Raw genomic sequence first — 23,601 nt, forward strand, 5'->3', positions numbered from 1 at the left:
CCCGGCGTTCGGGCATGTCGAAGGTGCCGTCTTTGATGCGGTACGGCGCGTTGAACGTGACGCGGTCCTTGCGGTTGACGGGGTGTCGTCGTCTGCCCGCGGTTAGCAGTCGCCGGTGTGAACCTGTGTGGGCGGGTTCCCGGCGCCGATGCCGAGTTCGACGATCCAGTCCGGGACGGGCGGGCGTCGCTCGCGGGCGTGTTCCTGCGCGGCTTCCCGCTGTTGGACGGCGGCGATCTTGGTGTCGATCCGGTGCAGTCACATGGCGGGCCACACCCGGATTCTGTGGAATCAAGTTTGTCAATCAGGAGGTGGCCAACACCGGGGAGGACCATCACACCAGCCTGCGACCAGCAACTTCAGAATGAAACGGGCTTATTGATCTCCCGTGCAGGGCGGTTGGTAGGGGTGCATCGGGTACAGGGAGATTTCCTGGGAGGTCATCGGGGTGCCAGCGAGTTGGCAGATCTGGTCTGCGAAGCCGGTTAGGTCGGTCCGCCAGGGCTGTACTCGGCGGCCGGCTGTGGTGATGAGGACGGTCGTTCCGTCGTGGGCGAAAGCGCCACGACCGAGGGGGCCGTGGATGCGGCCGATCAGCCGGGGGCGTTGTGGCGAGGTGAGGTCCCACAGACGTACGGGGTCGGCGCTTGCGCCCGTGGAAGTGATCAGGCGGTGTCGTCTGTCCGGTGAGAAGTCGGCCATCGAGACGGTGGCTGTGTGGCCGCTCAGAGGGGGGAGGCTGCGAGGGTTTTCTGGGTCGGTGATGTTCCACAGGTGGGTGCGATGATCGGTGCCGCCGGCCGCAAGCGGGGTGCCGTCCTGGTCGACAGCGAGGCTGAGGGTCTGCGGCGGGCCGGGAAGAGCCGCGATCTTGCGGGCCGGGTGGCGTGCGGTGACCTTCCACAGTTCCACGCCGGCAGCGTAGGTGCCGATGGCGAGTGTGTCGCTGTGCGGGAGGAAGATGCAGTCCATGACGGCGTAGAAGCGGCCGTCGCTAAGGTCCTGGAGCTGGCGCGGTGCGCTGGGGTCGCTGACGTCCCACACGATGACGTTGCCGCCGTTGCCAGCCGTGACCAGGGTGCCGCCGTCGTTGCTGAATGCGGCGCAGTTGACGCTGCTGTGGCCGTTGGACGTCATGTGGCCCAAAGGGCGGGGTGCGTGGGGGTCGGCGATGTTCCAGAGGCAGATGGGGGTCTGGTAGTTCTTTCCCTTTCCGAGGCCGTAGGTGGTCAGGGCCAGCAGGCGGAAGTTCGGGCTGAAGGCGGCGCCGAGGATATGGCGGCCTTGGCAGCGGGCTCTTCCGCGCAATACGGGGTCGGCGGGGCGGGAGAGGTCCCAGATGCCGGCGGTTTCGTCCGAGCTGGCGGTGACGCCGAGTTTCCGGTCGGAGCTGAGCTGGAAGCGGTTGATTACATCGTGGTGCCCGGCCAGCCGTGGAAGCCGCGTCCACAGTTGGATGCTGCTGTCGCTGGAGCCGACGGCGAGGGATCTGCTGTCAGGGCCGAAGGTGAGGGAGACCACTCGGCGGGTCTGGGCGAGGGGCAGGGGTTCTCCTGACCCGGTGAGGTCGAAGAGTCGTACCTCGGAGTCGATGGTGCCCGCAGCGAGTGTGCTGCCGTCGGGGCTGAGGGCGAGGTCCGATACGGCCCCGGTCAGGTCGAAGAGCGTGCGGCGACGGATTACGCGGCCGTCGGCGTCCAGGTCGGCCGACCGGACGGAGCGCACCACGTCGTACTTCGCGTAGTGCAGGGTGCGGCCGTCTGCGCTGAGCGTTACGGGGTTGTAGTTGACGCCGACATCGGGCACGGTGCCACCGAGCTTGGGATGCTGGCGGCCCGCGAGCTTCCACAGCTTTGTCGTGCTGTCCCGACCGGCGGTGGCCAGGGTCGTACCGTCGTTGCTCAGTGCCAGGTAGGTCACCGCGCCAATGTGTCCCTGCCAGTACGCGAGCCTGACCGGGTGCCGGGGCCGACTCATGTCCCACAGGGCGAGGCGGCCGGCAGCGTCGCCGGTGACGAGGGTGTGTCCGTCGTGGCTGAACGCCATGGCGGACACGTTGGTGGTGTCGTCGGGTAGCGGGTCGAGGGCGAGTGGATGTCCGGGATCGTGAGCGTCCCACAGCCGCACGGGGCCGTCGGCGGTGGCGGCCGCGAGGATGCGGCGTCGGTCGAAGGCGATCCTGGTCACCGCGGTGCCGACGCCCTGTAGGACGTGCGGGGGCATGGCCCGATGATCGGCGGCGGTCGACCAGAGGTTCACCGTTCCCCGCAGGTTGCCTGAGGCCACGATGGTGCCGTCTGGGCTCATGGCCGCGGCCCGGGAGACCTGGCCGTCGCTGAGGAAGCGTGTGGCGTATGGGGTGGCCGAGGAGCTGAGTACTGTGCTGCGTGCCGCCTCGGTGTCGTGCGCGCGCAGCGCGGCCCGAGCGAGGAGGAGCCCGAGTGCCGGGTCGGTGCTCTGCATCAGGTCTGCCTGGGCCGCCAGCCCACTGGACAAAGCGACGTCGCGCTGGTCCCCGGCTTCGCGGCCCTTGGCGACGGCCAGGAGCGTGGCCGCGAGCGCGACCACGGTGATCACGGCCAGCGTGGCCGCAAGCCGGCGCAGTCGGCGGAGGCCGCGCTGCTGGTGGCGGCGGGCGGTGCGCAGGAAGTCGGCCTCGGTCGGACTCGTCTGCTCGGGGTGGGTGGCGGCCCATTCCTCGGCCGCGGTGAGCCGGGTACCCCGGTAGAGCAGGCCGTCGTCGCGGCCTTCGGTGGACCAGGCCGTGGCGGTGTCAGTCAGCTGCTGGCGCAGACGCAGAGCGGTCCGGTCGGCATCGATCCACCCGCGAAGTCTTGGCCAGGCTTTCAGCAGGGCCTCGTGGCTGATCTCCACGTGCTCGGTGTCGGCCGTCAGCAGCCGGGCCGAAGTGAACAGCTCCACCACGGCCACGGCTGCGGGATCGGTCGCTGGGGCGATGCTCTGCCGCTGGGCCCGGCGGCGGGTGTCCTCCACCCCGTCAGCGACCCGTACCAGGCTCAGCAGCAGCCGCCGGGCGATCCGCTGCTCGTCTTCCGTGAGTTGCCCGTAGACCCTCTCGGCCGTGGCGGCCACAGCGCCACGGATGCCGCCGGTGCGCCGGTAGCCGGCCACGGTGAGCACGCCATCGCTGCGCTGCTGCCAGGTCGCGCGTAGGGCATGGGCGAGCAGCGGCAGTGCGCCCACGCCGCAGCCGGGGTCGTCGCTGGCCGTGTCCGTACCGGTACCGAGGTCGCGCAGCAGGATCTCGGCGAGGCCGGGCTCCAGCGTCAGTCCCGCCGCTGCGGCGGGTTCGGCGATCGCCAAACGCAGCTCGTCGGCCGTCATCGGGCCCAGCGGCATGGACCTGGCCCGCAGGGCGGTGAGCAGGCGAGCGTGGGCCAAGGCGTGCCCGTAGAAGTCGGCCCGAATACTGATGGCCACCGGCAGACCCCGGCCCGCCAGGCGGCACACCTGGTCGATGAACGCGCTGCGTTCGTTCGCGTCGGCGCAGAGAGTGAACACCTCCTCGAACTGGTCGACGATGACCAGGGCGTAGCTGTCCAACGGTCGCGCGGTTTCGTGGCGGCGCAGCTCGGCCACAGGGTGCGAGGTGGGCGTGAGGTAAAGCACCTCCGGAGTGCCGGGATGACGGGCAGGCAGCACACCACGGGGCACGGCGGGTGCAAGGCCGGCCCGCAACAGCGAGGACTTCCCCACCCCCGACGCGCCGACCACCATCATCGGGTGGCCCGCCGTCGCGGAGTCCCCCAGCAGGTTCAGTAGTTCGGACAGGGGCCGGTTACGGCCGAAGAACCACCGGGCGTCCTCCGTACGGAAGGACATCAGCCCCGGATACGGGCACTGTCCGGGCCCGGGCCCGACTGCGAGTGCCAGCAGTTCGCCCTCGGCACACAGCACCTGATCGCACGCGCGGGCGAACTCCTCGCTGGGGCGCTTCTCCCCGTTCTCCACCCGGCTGATGTGGCCCCGGCTGTAGTGGATCAGCACCGCGAGTTGGGTGAGCGACAGCTCCGCCAGGCCCCGGCGCCGGCGCAGTTCCGTGCCGAAGGTCTTTTCACCGGGCTCCCCCGCACCGGCTGCACCCTCGCTGTACTCGCTCCCCACCGCGGCCCTCGTCCCCTCATGCGCTACGGAGCCATGGCTGCGCTCCGGACGAACAGCTCCAGAACCTAGCGCGCCAATCGGTGTCGGATCAAACGCGGTCGGTGATACCGCCAGGTCGGCGGGTGTTGTCCGGCTCGGGCGGACTGGGCAACGGACAACCGGTTCCGCACCCGCCCCGGCTGCCGAAGTATCAGGGCACAGGCCGACCGCGCCGCCCAGTCCGGGCTGGCGACGGCGACGGCCGGCCGCGCGGCGGGTCCGCCCCGGACGCCTCAGCGCCTACAAGCCGCCGCGCTACGGGACCAGAACAGGAAGAGAGAACCCCATGTCCAACACCACTCCCATGAACGCCGACCAGATGCTGGCGGCGCTGCGCGCCGAGGGGCTTCGCATCACCGAGCACCCCGGCTGGCGCAGCCACCACCGCCCCGACCGCCCCTGGGGCCCCATGAATGGTGTCCTGATCCACCACACGGGAGGCAACCCGCCCTCCGACCTCAACGTCGTCTGGACCGGACGCGCAGGGCTCGCGGGCCCGCTCTGCCACTCGTACCTCGCCAAGAACGGCAGCGTCACCATGATCGGTAACGGCCGCGCCAACCATGCCGGCGCCGGAGACGCCGAGGTCTACCGCCAGGTCGTCCGCGAGAGCTACGGTGACCGGCCCTCCCGGCCGGTGAAGGACACGGTCGACGGAAACACCCACTTCTACGGCCTGGAGATCTCCAACCCGGGCAAGGGGCAGGCATTCCCGCCCGCCCAGTACCAGGCCGCGGTGCGGTGGGCGGCCGCGATCTGCCGCCACTACGGGTGGACCGCGAAGAGTGTCATCGGCCACAGCGAATGGACGAAGCGCAAGGGCGACCCGAACTTCTCCATGGTGCAGTTCCGCAAGGATGTGCAGGTACGGCTCCAGCACCGGGGACTCGCCACCTCGGCGGCGGAGCCGGAAGACGCCTTCGAATCGGCTCCTGATGCTGAACCAGCGACGGCTGTCATCGGGAACGCGATGACCGATCTCCCGTAGCTTCGGCGGACATCCACTCGGAGCTACTCGGAGGGTGAGGTCTCGTCCGGTCAGATCAGACGGACGAGACCTCACCGGTTCGCGACCAACGGCAGACGTCACGTACGACTGCCAGGCCGCGGCTCGGCAACTGGTGATCCTTGCCAGGATCCGCTATGTCACCGGCTTGACGGCGGAAATGCAAAGCTCCCTGCAGTCCACAGTTCTTCGCGTTCGGCGTTCTTGCCGAACTTCTTGAGTACGCCAACTTCTTGACGCCGTTTTATGGGCATTGTGGATGCTTTCTTATTTCCCCAGGGGAAAGTTCGCGTAATTCCCCACCCTCTCGTCTCGTCGGTGTCATTTGACGGAGGGCTTGCCGGGCTTGCTGGTGGGATTCTTGGGCCGCTTGTTCGGTCGGTAGCTGGGGCCGTTCATGATGACTTGGTGGCTGGTGTTGATGAGCCGGTCGGGGAGGGATTCGGCGACGACGGGGTTGGGGAAGAGCGGATACCAGTCGCTGGGCGCCCGGTTGCTGGTGACGATCAGGGACCGGCCCTGCCGCTCGGAGACGAGTTCGTAGAGGTCGTCGGCGTGGGCCGCAGAGAGCTGGCACATGGCGAAGTCGTCGAGGATGATCACGTCGGGACGTACCAGCTCGCGCAGGCGTTTGTCCCAGGTGCGGTCCGCGTGGCCGCCGGCCAGTTCGGCGAGGATCCGGCTGGTCTTGGCGAAGCGGACGTGGGCGCCCTGGCGGACCGCGAGGTGCCCGAGGGCCTGGGCGATGTGTGTCTTGCCGACCCCGACGGACCGAACAGGATGACCGACTCGCCGGCGTGGAGCCAGCGCAGGGCGCCGAGGTCGCGGATCTGGGCGGCAGGTACGGCAAGGAGTCGATCCAAATCGCCTGAAGGGCCATGACAGGATCGCGGGTCTTGGCGGCGGAGCCGTGCGGCGGCTTGTGGTCGATAGAGCAGGCGTTTAGAAGGCGCCTGCTCTGTTCGGCCGTTTCGGGCACGTGGCGAGGGCCGTTGAAGCGCTTTCGCGAAGTTGCGGGCATCAGGATGATTCGCTGACGGCAGACACATTGGGGCCGGAACGGACTGGAATAGAGAGCCCAGTCCAAGTCAACCTAGAGCGGTTCCTGAAGGCCGCGGTGACCTACTGAAGGCTCCTCTTTGACGTGAACCTGCCGTCAATCCTGTAGGGGTCCGTGGCCTTATAGCACGGGATCTCCGGTTACCGAAACCGGGGATCGTGCGGAGTATTGAACCTGCCGCACGAATCCCCGTGCGACGCATGTCATCCCCTTTTCCTGAGGAGTTCAGAGCCGTGTCTGTCGAGATCATGGACGAAGAATGGCTGCTTTCCGTCGAGCAGGTTCGATCGCTGCTCAAGTGGATACGTGGGCACGCAAATGCCAATCGCTCGGTGCATCCCTTCATGTGCTCCGTGGCCGAGCAGGCTCTGCTCCCGCGTGAGGCTCGCGCCCTGCGTGTGAGTGATGTGGTGCTCCCGGAGAGCGGCGGGGGTAAGTTGACGGCCCGTCGCAATGGGAAGGCGAGGGAAATACCCCTCCAGCCGCAGTCCGTCGAGGCTCTCCGTGAGTGGATCAGTGAGGCTGGTCTACAGGAGGACGACCTGCTGTTTCCCGGTAGGCGAGGCGGGCCGCTCTCGGCTTCCGAATACAAGCAGATCTGGGAGCAGGCCCAAGAGGCTGTCCTGCCGCGGGACGAGCTGTACCCGTGGCGCCTGGGGGAGCCCATCTCCATCCTGCGTGAGTCCTGCCTGGTGAAGTGGCTGAGGATGGGCATCTCGCCTGTCACGGTTGCGGAGAGGGCCGGCGTGACCCCGAGTTGGCTTGCGCTGCGTTACCCGCACTGCTTCCGCACGGAGGATGCGCAAGCCGTAGCTCTCGCCCCGCGCTCTGGCTGACACAGAGCGTGGGCGCCACGAACTCCTTCTCCTCTGCACCGGTGGTCCTCACCCCAACGAAGCCGTCGAGGGATCAGCCTCCCTCTTGTTGGAGCCCCTCCGCGACGGGGTCCCCACTGCCCCGACACGGCTGGTTGACCTTCGTCCCGGACTGCCCGTTGGCCCGGCCCTCGATGCCCCGGGCGCTCATCCACCTTCACCGTCAAGGACCCACCCATGCCTGCACGCTCGTCATCTGATCGCTCCGCAGCACCCGACTCAGTCGCCACCACTCGCAGAGCGTTCCTGAACGTGAAGGACGCAGCCGAGCATCTCGGCCTCTCGCCCCACACCCTCTACGTCTGGCGGCACAGGCGCCAAGGACCGCCGAGCTTCCGGATGGGCCCACGCGGCCGTGTCGTGTACCGCGTTCAAGCCCTGGACGCCTGGGTCCGTGAACAAGAGCAGGCCGATTCCCGCTCGAACGCCGCTCTGAACCCCCTCAACGCGGCACAACAAACGCGCTCGGACTACGAGCCAAGCGCCTAACTCGCGCCTGATCCACCGCACGTCACCCAACCCGAAGGGGTCGCTTGGCCGGCTACATCGAAGACCGTTGGATCAAGAAGAAGAAAGACCCCGTCACCGGCAAGCGCGAACGCACGACCCGCTACGGCAAGGGCTCCCGATACCGAGTCGCCGGCATCCCCGGCGTCCGGGACAAATCCTTCGGCACGCTCGAAGATGCCAAGACATGGCTGCGCCAGGCAGGCGCCGACAGCGAACGCGGCGAATTCGTCGACCCTCGCGACGGCTCCATCGCCCTGGAGGACTACGTCGTCCGCTACTGGCAAGCGGGAGTCCAAGGCGTCCCCGGCACCGTCAAGCGCATCGACGAGCGGGTCCGGCTCCACATCCGGCCTCATCTCGGCGCGGTGTCCCTGCGCGACATCACACCGACGGTACTGCGGGGCTACATCGCCATGCTGGTGAGGGACCTCTCCCCGCGGTACTCGCGACAGATCCTCTCCACGCTCTCGAACATCTTCGAGACCGCCATCGACGACAAGCGTCTGGTGCGCAACCCGCTGTGGGCCAAGTCGGTGCGCTGGCCCAAGGCGCCTGACGACCAGAGGGAAGTCTGGTCGCTGGAGACCGCGCTGCGGGTTCGGGACTCGATCGGCCCTCGCTACCGCATCGCCGCCGTGGTCGCCCTGGGCTGCGGACTGCGACAGGGCGAAGTGTTCGGGCTGTCACCGGAGGACGTCGACTTCCGCCGCGGACTGCTGCGCATCCGTCGGCAGGTTCAACTCCTTCACGGGCGCTTGTACTTCACGCTCCCGAAAGGCGGCAAGACGCGCGTCGTCGACATGCCTTCCTCGGTTGCCTCGGCGCTGGCCGAGTACTTCATGGAGTACCCCGCAGTCGAGGTCGAACTGCCGTGGGGCGGTCCGGAGCCCGACCGTGAGAGGGAGAAGTTCCCGCTCATCCTGACCACGACGTACGGCAACGCGATCCGGGCGAACATCTTCAACGTCGACGTGTGGAAGCCCGCCCTGGCGGCGGCCGGCGTGATCCCCGTGCGGAAGCAGGGCGAGCGCTGGAAGGCGTCCCGCAAGGACGGCTTCCACGTGCTGAGGCACACGTACGCTTCGGTCATCCTCGAAGCCGGAGAATCCGTAGTCACCCTTGCACGGTGGCTCGGGCACTCCAGTCCGACCATCACCTTGGACTTCTACGCCCACTTCATGCCCGAAGCCGGAGGCAAGGGGCGCGGTGCCATCGACGCCCTGCTCAACCGGACTTCCGCAGCCGCATAGAAGAAACGATTCTCCCGCGCTGTGGGAGCAGGAGGGGTGCAGCACTGCTGCGCCCCTCCTCGGCGTTTCGTTGCCTACCAGTTTCTCACTCTCCGTGTCGGTCAACGCTCCGGGTGGCCAATGGTGCGGAGGGAACGATCCAGGCAGGGTCCTCGCGATGAGGGAGGCAGGCCGACGCGCGGCGCGTTTCATTCTCCCCAGATTCTCCCCAGCGGCTTGAACGGTGCCCGTGGCAGCCGTGTTCGCGCCGCCGAGCCCGGGACGCGGGCGATTGCGAGTCGATTACTCAGAGCCAGTCTCGCCGCTTGAAGATGACGTACAAACTGGTGCATACACCTGCCATTAGTAGCATTGCGAAGGGGTATCCGAGCACCCAGTGCAACTCCGGCATGTGGTCGAAGTTCATCCCGTAGATCGTCCCGACCAGCGTCGGAGCGAACAGGATCGCCGCCCAAGACGAGATCTTCTTGATCTCCTCGTTCTGTTCGAACCCCGCCTCGGCCAACGCCCGCATCTCCGCGTTCTGTTGCTGTGTCACCAGGGTGGCGTTGACCGTCAGGATGTCCGCCAGGGCCTGGCGGAAGCCGTCGACGCGTTCGCTGGTGTGGGTGACGTGGTCGGCCACGTCCCTCAGGTAGCGCTGGAGCTCCTCGTCCGTGCCGTATTTCGCGAAGCCCGCCATCAGGCTGTGCAGCATGCCGACCAGGGGGCGGGTCGCGCGCTGGAACTCGACCATTTCTCGGGAGAGTTCGTAGATACGACGGGAGACCTCCGGGTCGCCCCGGAAGACCTCCGTCTCGATCTCGTCGATGTCGATCTGGACGCCCTCGACGACCGGTGCGTAGCCGTCGACCACCGCGTCCAGGATCGCGTACAGCACCGCCTCCGGGCCCAGTTTCAGCAGCTCCGGGGTCTCCTCCATGCGGCGGCGTACGGCCGACAGGTCAGGGGCCGCGCCATGGCGGACCGTGATCAGGAAGTCGGCGCCGACGAACACGTGCAGCTCGCCGAAGTCGACCTCCTCGGCAGCGTCCAGATAGCGGGCGGCGCTCAGGACGACGAAGAGCGTGTCGCCGTACCGCTCCAGCTTCGGGCGCTGGTGTGCCTCCATCGCGTCCTCGACGGCGAGTGGATGCAGGTCGAACTCGTCGGCCAGGGAGAGGAGTTCAGCCTCCGTGGGGCGGGCCAGGCCGATCCACGCCATGCCGTCCGGCTCGTCGCGCAGCTCGCGGAAGGTCTCCGCGAGGGTGGTGGGCGTCGAGACGCGTACGCCGTCGCGGTAGAGGGCCGCGTGCACGATGCTGTCGGTCGGTTCGGCCGGTGCCGGGGGTGGAGGGTCGGTCCGGGGGACGGTGGGCTTCGCGGGCGGAGCGGCGGGCGGCGTCAGGGCGCGTCGCCAGGCCGGCTTCCGTCCGTTCTTCGAGGCTTGGCGGGCGCGTCGCTCGGACATCGCGGCTGGCTCCCGTCTCGACGGTGCTCGAACATGCGTTCAGGTGTGGCTGAGTCGATCACGGAGCAGGATATACGGGTCAAATGACATGGGCCCCGGGTTCGGTAAGGAATGCGGACAGTAGCTGTCCGCAAGTAGGGTTAGCGTGCGGAACATGACGAAGACGACCTCGGCAACCGGCACCACGGCGAGCCCCTCGGCCGCCGCGGCCCCCGTCCTCGGCCCCCGCGCCCTCAACCGCGCCACCCTCGCCCGGCAGCTGCTCCTCACCAGGTCGCCGATGTCCGCCAAGGACGCCCTCACGCACCTCCTCGGTCTCCAGGCGCAGAACGTGAAGCCCCCGTACTACGCGCTCGCCGCCCGCCTCGACGGCTTCGACCCCGAGGAACTCTCCCGGCTCATGGCCGAGCGCGAGGCCGTCCGGATCGTCACCATGCGCTCGACCATCCACACCCACACCGCCGACGACTGCCTCACCCTGCGACCGCTCGTCCAGCCCGCCCGGGGCCGCGAACTCACCTACTTCCGCAAGGGACTTGTGGGCGTCGACCTCGACCGGCTCACCGCCCTCGCCCGTGACCTCGTGGAGGAAGAGCCGCGCACGATGAAGCAACTGCGCGAGGCGCTCCTCGTCGAGTGGCCCGACGCCGACCCGCAGTCCCTGAGCGTCGCCGCCCGCTGCCGGCTCCCGCTCGTCCAGGTCACCCCACGCGGTCTGTGGGGCCACAGCGGCCAGGTCGCCCTCACCACCGCCGAACACTGGCTGGGCCGCCCGGCCGAACCGGCCCCCGACCCGGCGTCGGTGCTGGACGGGACCGTCCTCCGCTACCTCGCAGCCTTCGGCCCCGCCTCCGTCAAGGACATGCAGACCTGGGCCGGCCTCACCCGGCTCCGCGCCGCCTTCGAACGCCTGCGCCCGCAGCTCCTCACCTTCCGGGACGAGCACGGCACCGAGCTGTTCGACCTCCCCGACGCTCCCCGCCCCGACCCGGACACCCCGGCCCCGCCGCGCTTCCTGCCCGAGTTCGACAACCTGCTCCTCTCGCACGCCGACCGCACCCGTCTCGTCCCCGCCGACCTCAAGGGCCGTACGTGGACGGGCAATCAGGCACACTGCGTCCTGCTCGTCGACGGCCTCGTCGCGGGCCTCTGGCGCCTCGCGGACGGCACGCTCACCGTCGAGCCCTTCGGCAGCCTCACAAAGGGCGTGCGGGCGGCGGTGGTCGAGGAAGGCGAGCGGATGCTCGGGACGCTGCACGCGGGGACGGTGTACGACACCCGGTTCGGCACCGTCGTACGAGGATGAGGCGGACCGGAGGCGCGAACTGGAGAAGCGGACCGGAAACGTGGATAGGGGGCGCTGCGGACCGCTCGTGGCCGGTCCGCAACGCCCCCTGGCATTCACCTGAGGGGTGCTCAGGAGACTGTGGTGGCTGTACCTCTGGTGGTCAGGACGCGACCTGCGTCGCCACCAGGCTGGAGAAGGTGGTCAGCCGGGTGTAGACCCCGGGGTAGCCGGCCGCAGCGCAGCCCTCGCCCCAGGAAGTGATGCCTGCCAGGACGCCGCCGATCATCAGCGGGCCGCCGCTGTCGCCCTGGCAGGTGTCGACGCCGCCGGCGGTGTAGCCGGCGCAGACCATGTCGCTCGCGATGTAGCTGGAGCCGTACGAGCTGGTGCAGCTGGCGTTGGAGACGGTCGGGACCGTCGCCGTGCGCAGCTGGTTGGAGGAGCTGCCGTTCGAGGAGGTGGTGCCCCAGCCGATGATGCGGGCGGTGGTGCCGGCCGCGTACACGCCCGTCTGGGACGAGGTGACGTACGACGCCGTGGTGTACGGCATCGAGGTGGCGAGGGTCAGCACGGCCACGTCGTCGCCCTCGGTGGCGTCGACGTAGCTCGGGTGGATCCAGATCTTGGTGACCCGGCTGACGGTGCCGTTGGTGCCGTTGCGGTAGGTGCGGCCGCCGACGACTCTCACGCTGCTCGTGGTCTCGTCGACCATACAGTGGGCGGCAGTTACGACCTTGGTGGCCGAGACGAGGGTGCCACCGCAGAACTGGTTCTGCGAGGAGTCCGTGATCTGCATGACGTAGGGGTACGTCGCGGCGGTGGTCGTGGTTCCGCCGACGATGGGCTGGGGGGCGGCGACGGCGCCGGGGGCGGCGATCAACGCGGTCGTGGCGGCGGCGGCGATGGCCGTCAGCACGGCGGCGGCCTTCTTGGCACGAGCGAGCCCGAACATGGGTTCTCCTCTTGGGGAATTGCCGGTGGGGGGACGCGCGGGTGTGGGGGGTGGTGCACGGGGCGGTGGTGCTGCCCCGTGTGCCCGGCGTTGCGGCACATCCACAAGGTAGGAGCCGGATAAGGGCCTCCCCAATGAGGGAACCCCCTAGGGGAGTTGGGGGAGGGAAAACCCTCGGTCGTACGGGGTCGACAGCGCGGTACGGTGAGAGCGCAAGGATGGATCCCGCGCAGGAGCGGCCGTACCTGGTATGTGTGCGTTACTTGGTGTGGCGTCCCGCCGCCAGCCTGACGATGTCCACCCGAGACCGGATTCCCAGCTTCCGGTACACCCGGGTGAGCGTCGCCTCGACCGTCTTGACGCTGATGAACAGGCGTCCGGCGATCTCGCGGTTGGTCGCACCCTCCATCACGAGCGCCGCGACCTGACGTTCCATCGCGGCGAGCCCGTCGAGCGCGGCGGCGGCCTGCGGCTGCTGTACGAGGGGCTGCGGTGCGGGGTTGGGCACGGTGGCCGCGTCCACCCGGCGCAGCCAGGGCAGCGCGCGGGAGCGTCTGAACAGCCGTGCGGCCTCGTCGTACGACGTCGGGGCAGGGGTCGGCCCCGGAGGTCCGGTGCGCAGCTCGGCCAGGGAGAGGGCGGCCCGCGCCTCCTCAAGTCCATAGCCCAGCTTGGCCAGTCGGTCCTGCGCGGACGTCAACTGGGCGAGCGCGGCGTCGTGTTCGCCGCGCGCGGCACGCACCAGCGCCTCGGCCCGGTCGAGCACCGCGAGCACGCTCTCGCGCCCCAGCCGCAGTGCGTGGGCCCGCGACACGTCGATGACCTCCTGCGCCTCGTCGATCTCGCCGACGCGTACGAGCGCCTCCGCGAGGTCGCCCTGCCAGCGCCCGCGCGCCGGGTCGTCGACGCCGAGATCGTGCTCCAACTCCCGTGCCCGGCGCAGCGACTGCACCGCGCCCGGCGCGTCCCCGGCAACCAACCGGGCGTATCCCAGGGCCGCTTGGGCCCGGGACAGATACATCAGGTCGCCGTTCTCGTCGGCGTGTTCGACGGCCTCCCGGGCCAGCGCCAGCGCCCGGTCGACATCGCCGCCGGACGCCTCGGCCAGCGCGGCGAGCATCGCGGAGGCGACCTCGCCGATACCGGTGTCCCGGGCCAGCCGCAGGCTCTCCCGGGCCAGGTCGAGCGCCCGGCCGCAGTGTCCGCAGCGCAGTTCGGTCTCCGCGAGGCCGCGCAGGAAGTGGACCTCGCTCTCGACCGATCCGCGCCGGCGCACCTCGCGCAGCAGGGTGGTGATGGTGGCCCGCGCCTCGGGCAGCTGGTCGCTCATGATCAGCCAGCGGAACCGGGCCGAACCGACGCCGTTGTGATGGACCGTCACCTCCGGGTCCTGGGGCTCCTTCAGCGCGCGTTTGATGGTCGCGGGCGCGTCCGGGTGGCCCATCAGGGTCTCGGTCTGCGCCTGGAAGGAGAGCGCCATCAGCTCCGTGTGCCGGTCGCCGCCGCGAGCGGCCAGCTCCGCCGCGCGCGCCGCCTCCTCGCGGCACTCGGCGAAGTCGCCCTCCACGAGCACCGCCCGCCAGGCCAGTTGGTAGTGGATCAGGGCGAGCAGCCGTGGGTCGTCGCCCGCGTCGGCCAGCGCCTGCGGGAAGACGGAGTCGACCTCTGTCATGGCGTGGCCGGCCGTGTCGATCACGATGATCCAGGCCCGCACCCGCTCGTCGGGCACAGCCGTCCCGTCGAGCACCTGGCGGGCGATGTCCCGCGCGAGATCCAGGTCACCGGAGGTGATCGCGTCCTCGGCGGCCCGCAGCCGGTGCTCGTCCGGGCTCGGCACGCTGTCGGCCGGGGTGTGCCGGACGGCGAGCTGCCCGAGCGAGGCCGCCACCGACGGTGCCCCGCGGTCCCGGGCCAGCGCGGCGGCCTCGGCGAGCCGGGCGGCCACCTCCGGATCCGTGCCCTCGGTGGCCAGGGCGAGGTGCCGGGCCCGCTCGATGGGGTCGGAGGCGGCCGTGGACAGCGCGGCGTGCGCGGCCCGGCGCTCCTGGGCGCTCGCCTCGGCGTACAGCGCGGCCGAGACCAGGGGATGCGCGAACCGTACGGCCGGACCCTCGGGCTCGGTGGCCAGCAGCCCGAGGGCGGCGGCCTGGGCGGTCTCGGCCTCGGCGTTCTCCCGGCCCGCCTCGTGCAGCAGGGCAAGGGTGGGACGGGCGCCGGCGCTCACCACGAGGAGGGTGCGGCGGGCGTCGTCCGACAGCATCTCCAGCCGGCTGAGGACCAGCGCGCGCAGCGAGGTCGGCACCGGCAGGGGCTCGCCGGGGCGCGGGGGAGTGGGGCTCTCTGCGAGGGCCCGGCCCAGTTCGAGGGCGTACAGCGGATTGCCCGCGCTGGTGCGGTGGATCTCCCGCAGGGTCGAACGCGGCAGGCCGCCGTAGCCCCGGTGGTCGAGGAGCGCCGCCACCTGGGAGTGGGTCAGCGGGTTGACCCGGACCGCGAGGGTGTCGGGTGTGGACGCGCGTAGATAGCGGTCGTACTCCTGGCCGTCCGACCGACCGGCGAACACCATGCGGACGGGGTCGTCGCCCAGGCGGCGGGCGGCGAAGCCGAGCAGTTCGGTGCTGGCGGTGTCCAGCCACTGGAGGTCGTCGGCGACGACGAGGACGGGGCCCTTGGCGGCCAGCGCGCGCAGTGCGGACAGCACGGCCAGCCGCAGCGCGAGGCCGTCGCGCTGGAGCGTGGACTCGCCGCGGCCGGTGAGCGCCGCCTCCAGGGCGACACGCTGGGCGACGGGCAGTTGGGCGGACACCTCGTCGAGGGCGAGGCCGAGAAGGTCGGCGAGTGCGAGGAAGGGGAGATGCGATTCGGACTCGGTGGCGGAGCAGCGCAGCACGGTTCGTGCCGATTCGCCGTATTCTGCGGCCAATGTCCGCAGGACGGTGGACTTTCCGATTCCGGCGGGTCCGTGCAGCAGTACGCTGCCGCCGCGCGAAAGCTGCTCGCGGGCCCCGATGAGTGCCTCGTCCCGGCCTATGAGCAGGTCAGAGCGGCATCGGCCAGACTCCTGGAAGTCCCGTCGCACGGTCACCGCTCCCCTCCTGTGTCGTGTGGGCCCCAATATTAGGCAACAGATCTTTGAATTTCGGACCGGCGGTGTGGTGAGCCGAATAACAGGACGGTAGCGGCATGGGGAAATTCAAGTCACTTGTGAATGAATACGCCTTATGCGTGTGCGGAGCGTGACGAGATTCTTCGCCGATCGCAAGTCGTTGCCCGATCGGACGTGGCGCTCACCCCCGTTCAGGGGTAGGGAGACCTGCGACACGGATTACACGATGCCGGGGAGTCGCCCGGCGACGGTCCGGGATCGAGGAGGACTGATGACGACGGTGACCGAGCGCTTCCGCGAGGCACGGGACTTTCTGCTGGCCCACCGCGAGGACTACGCCACCGCCTACGAGGGTTTCAGCTGGCCCCGACCCGAGCGCTTCAACTGGGCCCTGGACTGGTTCGACGTCATCGCGGACGGGAACGACCGCACCGCCCTGCACATCGTCGAGGAGGACGGCTCCGAGACCAAGCTGTCCTTCGCCGAACTGTCCGCCCGCTCCGACCGGGTCGCGGGCTGGCTGCGCGGGCGCGGGGTCCGCCCCGAGGACCGGCTCCTCGTCATGCTCGGCAACCAGACCGAGCTGTGGGAGACGGCCCTCGCCGCGATGAAGCTCGGCGCCGTCGTCATCCCCGCCACCCCCCTCCTCGGCCCCGCCGATCTGCGCGACCGCGTGGACCGCGGCCGGGTCGCCCATGTCCTCGTCCGCGCCGAGGACACCGACAAGTTCGACGAGGTGCCCGGCGGTTACACCCGGATCGCGGTGGGCGGCACCCCCGAGGGCTGGCAGCCGTACGAGGACGCGTACGACGCCTCGGCGGAGTTCACGCCGGACGGGCCGACCCACTGCGACGACCCCCTGATGCTCTACTTCACCTCGGGCACGACCGCCCGCCCCAAACTGGTCGAGCACACCCACGCGTCGTACCCCATCGGGCACTTGGCGACCATGTACTGGATCGGCCTCAAGCCCGGCGACGTGCATCTGAACATCTCCTCGCCCGGCTGGGCCAAGCACGCCTGGTCCAACCTCTTCGCGCCCTGGAACGCCGAGGCGACCGTCTTCATCCACAACTACACCCGCTTCGACCCGGCCCGGCTGATGGCCGAGATGGACCGCGCGGGCGTCACCTCCTTCTGCGCCCCGCCGACCGTCTGGCGCATGCTCATCCAGGCCGACCTGACCCAGCTGCGCACCCCGCCGCGCGAGGCCGTGGCCGCCGGGGAGCCGCTCAACCCCGAGGTCATCGAACAGGTGCGCCGCTCCTGGGGTGTCACGATCCGGGACGGCTTCGGCCAGACGGAGACCGCCGTCCAGGTTTCCAACAGCCCAGGGCAGCCCCTGAAGACGGGCTCCATGGGCCGCCCGAGCCCCGGCTACAAGGTCGTCATCCTGGACCCCGTCTCGGGCGAACCGGGCGCGGACGAGGGCGAGATCGCGCTCGACCTCGCCACCCGCCCGGTCGGCGTCATGACCGGCTACCACGGCGACGCCGACCTCACGGCGGAGGCGATGGCCGGCGGCTTCTACCGCACCGGGGACATCGGTTCGCGCGACGGGGACGGCTACATCACGTACGTCGGCCGGGCCGACGACGTCTTCAAGGCGTCCGACTACAAGATCTCCCCCTTCGAGCTGGAGAGCGCGCTCCTTGAGCACGAGGCCGTGGCGGAAGCGGCCGTGGTCCCCGCGCCGGACGAACTGCGCCTGGCCGTACCGAAGGCGTACATCGTGCTCGCGGCGGGCTGGGAGCCGGGACCCGACACCGCGAAGGTGCTGTTCGAGCACAGCCGCGAGGTCCTCGCCCCCTACAAGCGCCTGCGCCGACTGGAGTTCGCCGACCTGCCCAAGACGGTCTCCGGCAAGATCCGCCGGATCGAACTGCGCGAGGCGACGGCGGCGGGCTCGGCGAACGAGTACCGGGAGGAGGACTTCCGGTGAGTTCGGCGAGTTGGGTGAGTTGGGTGAGTTCCTGCACCCAAGGGATCGGCGCGCTCGTCATCCAAGGTCCTCATGTCGGCAGCAGCACGAGTGAACCGGCTGTGGCGCGGGACTCGATCGCCCGATGGGCCTGTGCCGCGTCGGGCAAGGCGTAGGTGCCACCGAACCGTATGCGCAGTATGTCTTCGGATATCGCGCCGAAGACCTCGTTCGCGCGCCACAGCACCTCGGCGCGGGTGCGGACGAAGTGTGGCAGCACCGGCCGGGTCACGACCAGCGAACCCAGTTCGGCCAGACGTTGCAGATCGAACGGCGGCACTCGACCGCTCGCGGAGCCGAACAACGCGAGTGTGCCCCGCGGCCGGAGCGAGGCGAGGCTCGACTCGAAGGTGGCCGCACCGACGCCGTCGTAGACGGCGGAGACGCCTTCGCCGTCCGTCAGTTCCCGGACCCGAGCGGCGAGTTCGTCGCCGTAGCGCAGCACGTGCCCGGCCCCGGCCTCCCGGGCGAGCTTCTCCTTCTCGTCGGTGGACACGGTGGTGATCACCTCGGCGCCCCGCGCCGCGGCCCATTGCACCAGAAGCTGGCCCATACCGCCGGCGCCCGCATGAACCAGGATCGCGTCTCCGGGCGTCGGCCGGTACACCGACTCCAGGAGGTAGTGCGCGGTCATTCCCTGCAACAACGCGCCACCGGCGACCTGCCAGTCGATCCCGTCGGGCACCGGCACGCACTGGTCGGCCGGCACCGCCACGAGTTCGGCATAGCTGGCCCTGCCGTACGCCCAGGCCACCCGGTCCCCGACGGCGACCTCGGCTCCCTCGCACGCCGCCACGACCTCGCCTGCTCCTTCGAGGCCCGGAACGGGGAGTTCGGCGGGATACTCCCCTCTGCGCACATACACGTCGCGGTAGTTCACGCCGATCGCCCTGGTCCGCACCAGCACCTCGCCCGGTCCGGGAACCGGGTCCGGCATCCGGCGGTAACGAAGAGCATCCGGGCCGCCGGGCTCGGTGACCACTACTGCGTGCACGAGGTCTCCCTTTCTCGCTCGCGTCGGTCCGACCGCATCACGTTGCCTGGGCCTTCTGTTCGCGGCGGAATCGGTACAGCACCGGTTCGGTGTAGCCGTTCGGCGCCGTCGCGCCCCGGGCGATCAGTTCGCGGGCCGCCTGCCACACGAGGGAGGCTTCCCCTGCGGGCAGCAGCGGCCGGTAGCCCGGTTCGTCGCGGAGGCGGTCGTCGAGGACCGCGGCCGTCCGGCGCAGACCGTCGTCCACGTCCCGCACGGTGATCACGTCGTGGTGCAGCCAGTTCGCCAGCAGCTGGGTCGACATCCGCAGGGTGGCGCGATCCTCGAGTACGACGACACCGTCGAAGGCGGGCATCGGGGAACTGGCGACGGCGCGCTCGATCCAGCGCACCGCGTAGCCGAGAACGGTGTAGCAGTGGGCGTCCAGCTCCGTCCGTAGATCGGTGAGGGTTCCGGTCTCGGCGACAGGCGGGCGCAGGAGCTCGCCGAGCGAACGGCGCGGTCCTGCCGCCGCGATCTCGCGCTGTACGTCGGCGACGTCCACCCGGTGGTAGTGCACGGCGTGCAGGGTCGCGGCGACGGCGGTCGGCACCCAGGTCATCCCCGCGCCCAGGGAGAGCTGGCCGATCTTGGACGCGAACAGGTCGCCCATCCGGTCGGGCGTGGGCCACATGCCAAGACCGATCAGTGCCCGGCCCTGAAGGCCGTGGGCCAGGCAGGTGTCGACGTGCCACTGCTCGTAGGCCAGCTGCCAGTGCTGGGTCTTCATGGCGGCCTTGGGCACCATGGGCCCGGCCGCCATCGAGGTGTGGATCTCGTCGGCGGTCCGGTCGAGCAGGCCGTTGTTGGTGGAGACGACCCGATGCCGGACCGCCTCAAGGCACGCCGCCAGGTTGACGGTGGTGCGCCGCTCCTCGTCCAGCAGCCCGAGTTTCACCGTGTGATCCGGCAGTCCGAGCAGGCGCTCGACGCGGCCGAACAGCTCGTCGACGAAGGCGAACTCGTCCGGCCCGTGCAGTTTCGGCACCGCCAGATACACCGCGCCGGCACGGGAGTTCACGCGGGAGGTGTCGCCCCGCAGGTCGTGCAGCGCCGCCAGGGTGGCGATCACGGCGTCGACGATGACTTCCGGCACCTCGGCGCCCTCGCGGTCGAGGATCGCGTCCGTGGTCATCAACTGCCCGACGATCCGGGCGAACAGCAGTGCCCGCCCGGGCAGCGAGATCCGGCCGCCGTCCGGGGCGGTGTACCAACGATCGGGATCCATGCCGCCGCCACCGTGCCGCGCGGTGTAGCTGCCGCACATCAGACGCAACCAGGCACGGTAGACCTCGATCTTGTCCGCGACGTCCACGGCGGCGACACAGTCCTCGAAGTCCATGATCGTACTGATCCCGGACTCCGGGACCACGTCCTGGAGGCCGGCCGCGTCGAGGCGGCCGAACTCGCCGTCCGGGTCGAACCGGATCTCGACGTGCAGGTGATGATGTTCGATCAGCACGACCGACGGCCGAGCGGGATCACCGCGGAATCCGGCCAGCCGCGCCGTGCGGGCCAGCGTGCTGAACGTGCCGTCGGACAACCGCACGCGCAAGGCGCCGTCGATGACCTGATAGCGCGTCGATTCCGCGTGCGAGCCCTCGTCGAGCGGCGCCATCACGTCGAGAACGCCCCGAGTGAAGTCGATGACCGCCTCGCGGCGTTCGGCGGCGTCGCCCGGAGGGATCACGTCGGTCTCGTACAGGGTGCGATACAGCGACCCCCACCGGGCGTTGACCCCTTCGAGCACGAAGGGCTCGTCGACCACCGGCACCAGCAGTTGTGGACCGGCGATCCGCGTGATCTCCGCGTCCGCGCCGGCGGTGTCCACGGTGAAAGGCTCCGGTGTCGCGACCAGGTAGCCGATCTCTGTCAGGTACCGGCGATACGCGTCCGCGTCGAAGTTCTCGCCGCGGTGCTCGGTGTGCCAGGCGTCCACGCTGTCCTGCAGTTCGCGGCGCCGGTCCACCAACGCGCGATTGCGCGGCGCGAGGTCGTCGATCAGCTGCTCGAACCCGGCCCAGAACTCCCCGGCAGCCACGCCGATGCCGGGGAGAACCTCCAGTTCCACGAAATCCCGAAACGCGCGCGCGACCCGCAGGGCCCCGATCCGGACCCGCACGTCCGCGGCGACTTCAGCGATGCTCATAAAGGCACCACACCATTGTCGCCTCCAATTTCTTCAAGATCTTCAGATTCTCGATGGATTCGACGACGTCCACCGATCCGATGCAGGCATCGACGACCTGCTCGCTCACCAGCCGTGCTGCCTCCGGTTTCGCCCGCACCGTCGAGACCGTCACGTCGACCGGCATGTGCTCGCGCACGAACTGCAGGGTGGCCGGGTGTGATGCCGCCGAGCGGATGTCCGCGATCTCGCCGGAGAACTCCGAATGGACCGCGACGCACATGGGCTTGGTCGGCGATTCCCAGACCCCGACCATCGTCATCGATCGCAGCTTGCTGAAATGAAGATCGACCCAGGAGTCGACCACTGATCCGTTGCTCATGTCCAGATACCCGGCGGCGACCAGCGCCCTGCCGCCGTGTGTCTCGGAATCGTCGATGGCGGCACGAAAGGAGGGGAAGAGCTCGATGTTCTCGCCCCCGATGCGTACGGCCTCCGCGTGCGCGTCCGTCCCCGACGGACCGAGCGTCTTGATGACGTCCTGCTTCACCATGTTGCAGTCCCCGTACTGCTGGAAGCTCTGAATTCGTACGTTGTCAGGTGGGCGGCCTCGCCGACGGTGCGGCAACCGGACAGGGCGAGATCCGTCTCGAGTTCCTCGCGCAGCAGCGACAGCACGGCGTCGACGCCCGCCTCGCCGCCGACGGCGAGCCCGTAGAGGACCGGCCGCCCCAGCAGGACGCCGTCGGCGCCGCGCGCCAGGGCCTTCAGTACATCGGCCCCTGATCGGACGCCGCCGTCGACGAGTACTTCCACCGTGTCTCCCACCGCGGCCCGGATCTCCGGCAGCACCGTGAGTGCGGGCACGGCTCCGTCGAGCTGACGCCCGCCGTGATTGGAGACCACCAGCGCGTCCACGCCCGCGCGCGTCGCCCTGAGGGCGTCCTCGCGCGTCAGGATGCCCTTCACGACGAGCGGCAGCCGGGTGCGCGCCCGCAGCCATTCGATGTCGCTCCAGGACAATGAGGGGTCGAACATCTCGGTGGTGTGCGAGGCGACGGCCGAGCCTTCGGCCGAGGCCCGTTGCGCTCCGATCGCGGCCTCGCCGCGGAAGTGGGCGGCGTAGACGTCGGGCGGCAGTGCGAAGCCGTTGCGCTGGTCCTTGAGGCGGCGGCCCAGCCGGGGCACGTCGACGGTGAGCATGAGCGCCTGGCAGCCCGCGGCTTCGGCCCGGCTCACCAGTTCCGTCGTGGCGCCCCGGTCCCGCAGCCAGTACAGCTGGAACCACAGGTCGGCACCCGACTCGGCGATGCGCTCCACCGGTGTCCCGCTGAGCATCGCCACGGTGAACGGCACACCCGCCTTCTTCGCCGCGCGTGCGGTGGCCGCCTCGCTCTCAGGATGGACCAGCCCGTGGTAGGCCATCGGCGCGACGGCCACCGGCAGGCTCGCCTCGGTGCCGACCAGACGGGACGCGGTCGACACGTGCGACACGTCCCGCAGCATCCGCGGCGCCACGTACAGGTTGTCGAAGGTGCGCCGGTTGGCGGCCACGCTCAGTTCCGCACCGCTGCCGCCGGAGACGAAGTCCCAGGATGCGGGCGGTATCACGGCGCGGGCCGCGTCGGTGAACTCGGCCACGGACTGCGGCCGACTCGGTTGCCCGGCCTCCGTCACCTCCGTCACCGTTCCTCCCGCTGGCTCCGCTCCGCCTTCCTGGCCTCGAACAACGCCTTGACGTTGCCCTTGCCGAAGGTCTCGGCACCGACCCGCTCGATCACCTCGAAGAAGAAGGTGTTACGCGGATGCGTGGAGTGCGTGAAGATCTGGAACAGCTCGCCGCCGTGGTCCCGGTCGGCGAGGATGCCCAGTCCGCGCAGTTGCTCGAGTTCGTGGCGGGCCACGCCGCCGATGCGGTCGGGCAGCTGGTCGTAGTAGGCGCCCGGAGTGTCGAGGAAGTCCACCCCGCGCCCGCGCAGCTTCTGGACGGCCGTCACGATGTCGGCGCAGCCGAACGCGATGTGCTCGATCCCGGGCCCGGCGTTGTTCTGCACGAACTCCGCGATGAAGTCCAGCGCCTGCCCCGGCTTCGCGGCGGACTCGACGATGGTGAACGTGACGTCGCCCGCGGCGTTGCGCACGACCTGGGAATCCATACCCTGACCGCCGACCATGGTCCGGTCCTCGAAGATCACCGAGAAGCCCAGGACGGATTCGTAGAACTTCACCGCGTTCCGAAGGTCGCCGGCGCCGACGAGGTAGGCGAAGTGGTCGAGCACGCCGAACTCCGCGGGCGCCCGCGACGCGGACTCCTGTGCCGGGACGATGCCCGGCGGCAGTTGCCCGGGATCTGCATCGTCCGGGCGTTCGACCAGGCCGTGCCGGACGTCACCGAACGCGCCGAAGCCGGCCACCAGCACACCGGCGCGCTCGACCGGCTGAAGCACGGCTTCGGCGCCGTTGGCCACGGCCTCCGCGAAGGCCGTACGGACCGACGGCGTGCGCAGCCAGATGTTGGCCACGCCGTCGCCATGGGCGCGGACCCACGTGGACACCGGGGAACCCTCGGTCAGCCCCTGGGTGACTAAGAGGACGATGTCCCCCTGCCTTAACGCGATCGAGCGGTGGGACCGGACGCTCGTGCTCGACGTTCCCGCTATCTCGAAGGCGTATTTCGAGACAAGATCTTCGACGGTCGCGTCAATGTCTCCGACATAGAACTCGACGTGATCCAACCGAGCATCACGCAACACATGCATGGCAGTTCTCCAAACGCATTGAAGTCGACCGAAAACAGA

General features: G+C 69.5%; 15 protein-coding genes and 1 pseudogene. 6 read left to right on the top strand and 10 right to left on the bottom strand.

What is annotated here, in order from left to right:
* Window positions 1-375 precede the first annotated feature (375 nt).
* Window positions 376-4,125, bottom strand: coding sequence for an nSTAND1 domain-containing NTPase (locus tag ACWCRB_RS02100; RefSeq protein ID WP_450994157.1), 3,750 nt, complete (start codon window positions 4,123-4,125; stop codon window positions 376-378).
* Between the two features lie 325 nt (window positions 4,126-4,450).
* On the opposite strand from ACWCRB_RS02100, the gene ACWCRB_RS02105 reads away from it, so the two are divergent.
* Entirely contained in the window at window positions 4,451-5,152 is a 702-nt protein-coding gene (locus tag ACWCRB_RS02105) for a peptidoglycan recognition protein family protein (protein ID WP_450994158.1), read from the top strand.
* A 339-nt stretch (window positions 5,153-5,491) separates the two neighbouring features.
* On the opposite strand, the pseudogene ACWCRB_RS02110 reads toward ACWCRB_RS02105, so the two are convergent.
* A pseudogene (locus ACWCRB_RS02110) lies at window positions 5,492-6,015 on the bottom strand (ATP-binding protein); the annotation flags it as partial.
* Between the two features lie 448 nt (window positions 6,016-6,463).
* On the opposite strand from ACWCRB_RS02110, the gene ACWCRB_RS02115 reads away from it, so the two are divergent.
* The 3 genes from ACWCRB_RS02115 (at window position 6,464) to ACWCRB_RS02125 (ending at window position 8,865) form a co-directional block, all read left to right on the top strand.
* Window positions 6,464-7,066 carry a tyrosine-type recombinase/integrase gene (locus tag ACWCRB_RS02115; protein WP_450994159.1) on the top strand — a complete coding sequence of 201 codons (603 nt, stop codon included), beginning with the start codon at window positions 6,464-6,466 and terminating at the stop codon, window positions 7,064-7,066.
* Between the two features lie 216 nt (window positions 7,067-7,282).
* Window positions 7,283-7,594 (top strand): helix-turn-helix transcriptional regulator, encoded by a 312-nt coding sequence (locus ACWCRB_RS02120; RefSeq protein ID WP_450994160.1) that lies wholly within the window; start codon window positions 7,283-7,285, stop codon window positions 7,592-7,594.
* A 44-nt stretch (window positions 7,595-7,638) separates the two neighbouring features.
* A complete protein-coding gene (locus ACWCRB_RS02125; protein WP_450994161.1) occupies window positions 7,639-8,865 on the top strand; it encodes a tyrosine-type recombinase/integrase in 1,227 nt (408 codons plus the stop codon).
* Window positions 8,866-9,151: 286 nt separating this feature from the next.
* Here ACWCRB_RS02125 and ACWCRB_RS02130 read toward each other — a convergent pair whose 3' ends face one another.
* Window positions 9,152-10,315, bottom strand: coding sequence for a magnesium and cobalt transport protein CorA (locus ACWCRB_RS02130; RefSeq protein ID WP_450994162.1), 1,164 nt, complete (start codon window positions 10,313-10,315; stop codon window positions 9,152-9,154).
* A 154-nt stretch (window positions 10,316-10,469) separates the two neighbouring features.
* On the opposite strand from ACWCRB_RS02130, the gene ACWCRB_RS02135 reads away from it, so the two are divergent.
* Window positions 10,470-11,621 (top strand): winged helix DNA-binding domain-containing protein, encoded by a 1,152-nt coding sequence (locus tag ACWCRB_RS02135; protein ID WP_450994163.1) that lies wholly within the window; start codon window positions 10,470-10,472, stop codon window positions 11,619-11,621.
* Between the two features lie 142 nt (window positions 11,622-11,763).
* Here ACWCRB_RS02135 and ACWCRB_RS02140 read toward each other — a convergent pair whose 3' ends face one another.
* The gene (locus tag ACWCRB_RS02140) at window positions 11,764-12,555 is read right to left on the bottom strand and encodes a S1 family serine peptidase (RefSeq protein ID WP_389356888.1); all 792 of its coding nucleotides are present in this window, start codon (window positions 12,553-12,555) and stop codon (window positions 11,764-11,766) included.
* A gap of 259 nt (window positions 12,556-12,814) precedes the next feature.
* Complete coding sequence (locus tag ACWCRB_RS02145) at window positions 12,815-15,640, bottom strand: AAA family ATPase (protein ID WP_450994164.1); 2,826 nt, start codon at window positions 15,638-15,640, stop codon at window positions 12,815-12,817.
* Window positions 15,641-15,932: 292 nt separating this feature from the next.
* Between ACWCRB_RS02145 and ACWCRB_RS02150 the strand changes: the two genes are divergently transcribed.
* Window positions 15,933-17,603 carry an AMP-binding protein gene (locus ACWCRB_RS02150; protein ID WP_450994165.1) on the top strand — a complete coding sequence of 557 codons (1,671 nt, stop codon included), beginning with the start codon at window positions 15,933-15,935 and terminating at the stop codon, window positions 17,601-17,603.
* 70 nt (window positions 17,604-17,673) lie between these two features.
* Here the strand turns inward: ACWCRB_RS02150 and ACWCRB_RS02155 are convergent, their stop codons facing one another.
* From ACWCRB_RS02155 to hppD, 5 genes are read right to left on the bottom strand one after another with little or no spacing between them, the layout of a single operon-like run.
* The gene (locus ACWCRB_RS02155) at window positions 17,674-18,636 is read right to left on the bottom strand and encodes a quinone oxidoreductase family protein (RefSeq protein ID WP_450994166.1); all 963 of its coding nucleotides are present in this window, start codon (window positions 18,634-18,636) and stop codon (window positions 17,674-17,676) included.
* Window positions 18,637-18,673: 37 nt separating this feature from the next.
* Window positions 18,674-20,824 carry a malate synthase G gene (locus ACWCRB_RS02160; RefSeq protein ID WP_450994167.1) on the bottom strand — a complete coding sequence of 717 codons (2,151 nt, stop codon included), beginning with the start codon at window positions 20,822-20,824 and terminating at the stop codon, window positions 18,674-18,676.
* A complete protein-coding gene (locus ACWCRB_RS02165; protein WP_450994168.1) occupies window positions 20,811-21,356 on the bottom strand; it encodes a hypothetical protein in 546 nt (181 codons plus the stop codon). The genes ACWCRB_RS02160 and ACWCRB_RS02165 overlap by 14 nt, the downstream gene beginning before the upstream one ends.
* On the bottom strand, window positions 21,350-22,489 hold the full coding sequence (locus tag ACWCRB_RS02170; RefSeq protein ID WP_450994169.1) for an alpha-hydroxy acid oxidase: 1,140 nt from the start codon (window positions 22,487-22,489) through the stop codon (window positions 21,350-21,352). Before ACWCRB_RS02170 ends, ACWCRB_RS02165 begins: the two co-directional genes overlap by 7 nt.
* Window positions 22,486-23,562: a 4-hydroxyphenylpyruvate dioxygenase gene (gene hppD, locus ACWCRB_RS02175; protein ID WP_450994170.1), complete on the bottom strand. Its 1,077-nt coding sequence runs from the start codon at window positions 23,560-23,562 to the stop codon at window positions 22,486-22,488. Before hppD ends, ACWCRB_RS02170 begins: the two co-directional genes overlap by 4 nt.
* Window positions 23,563-23,601 lie beyond the last annotated feature (39 nt).

The sequence above is a fragment of the Streptomyces sp. NPDC002156 genome, from assembly GCF_053593675.1.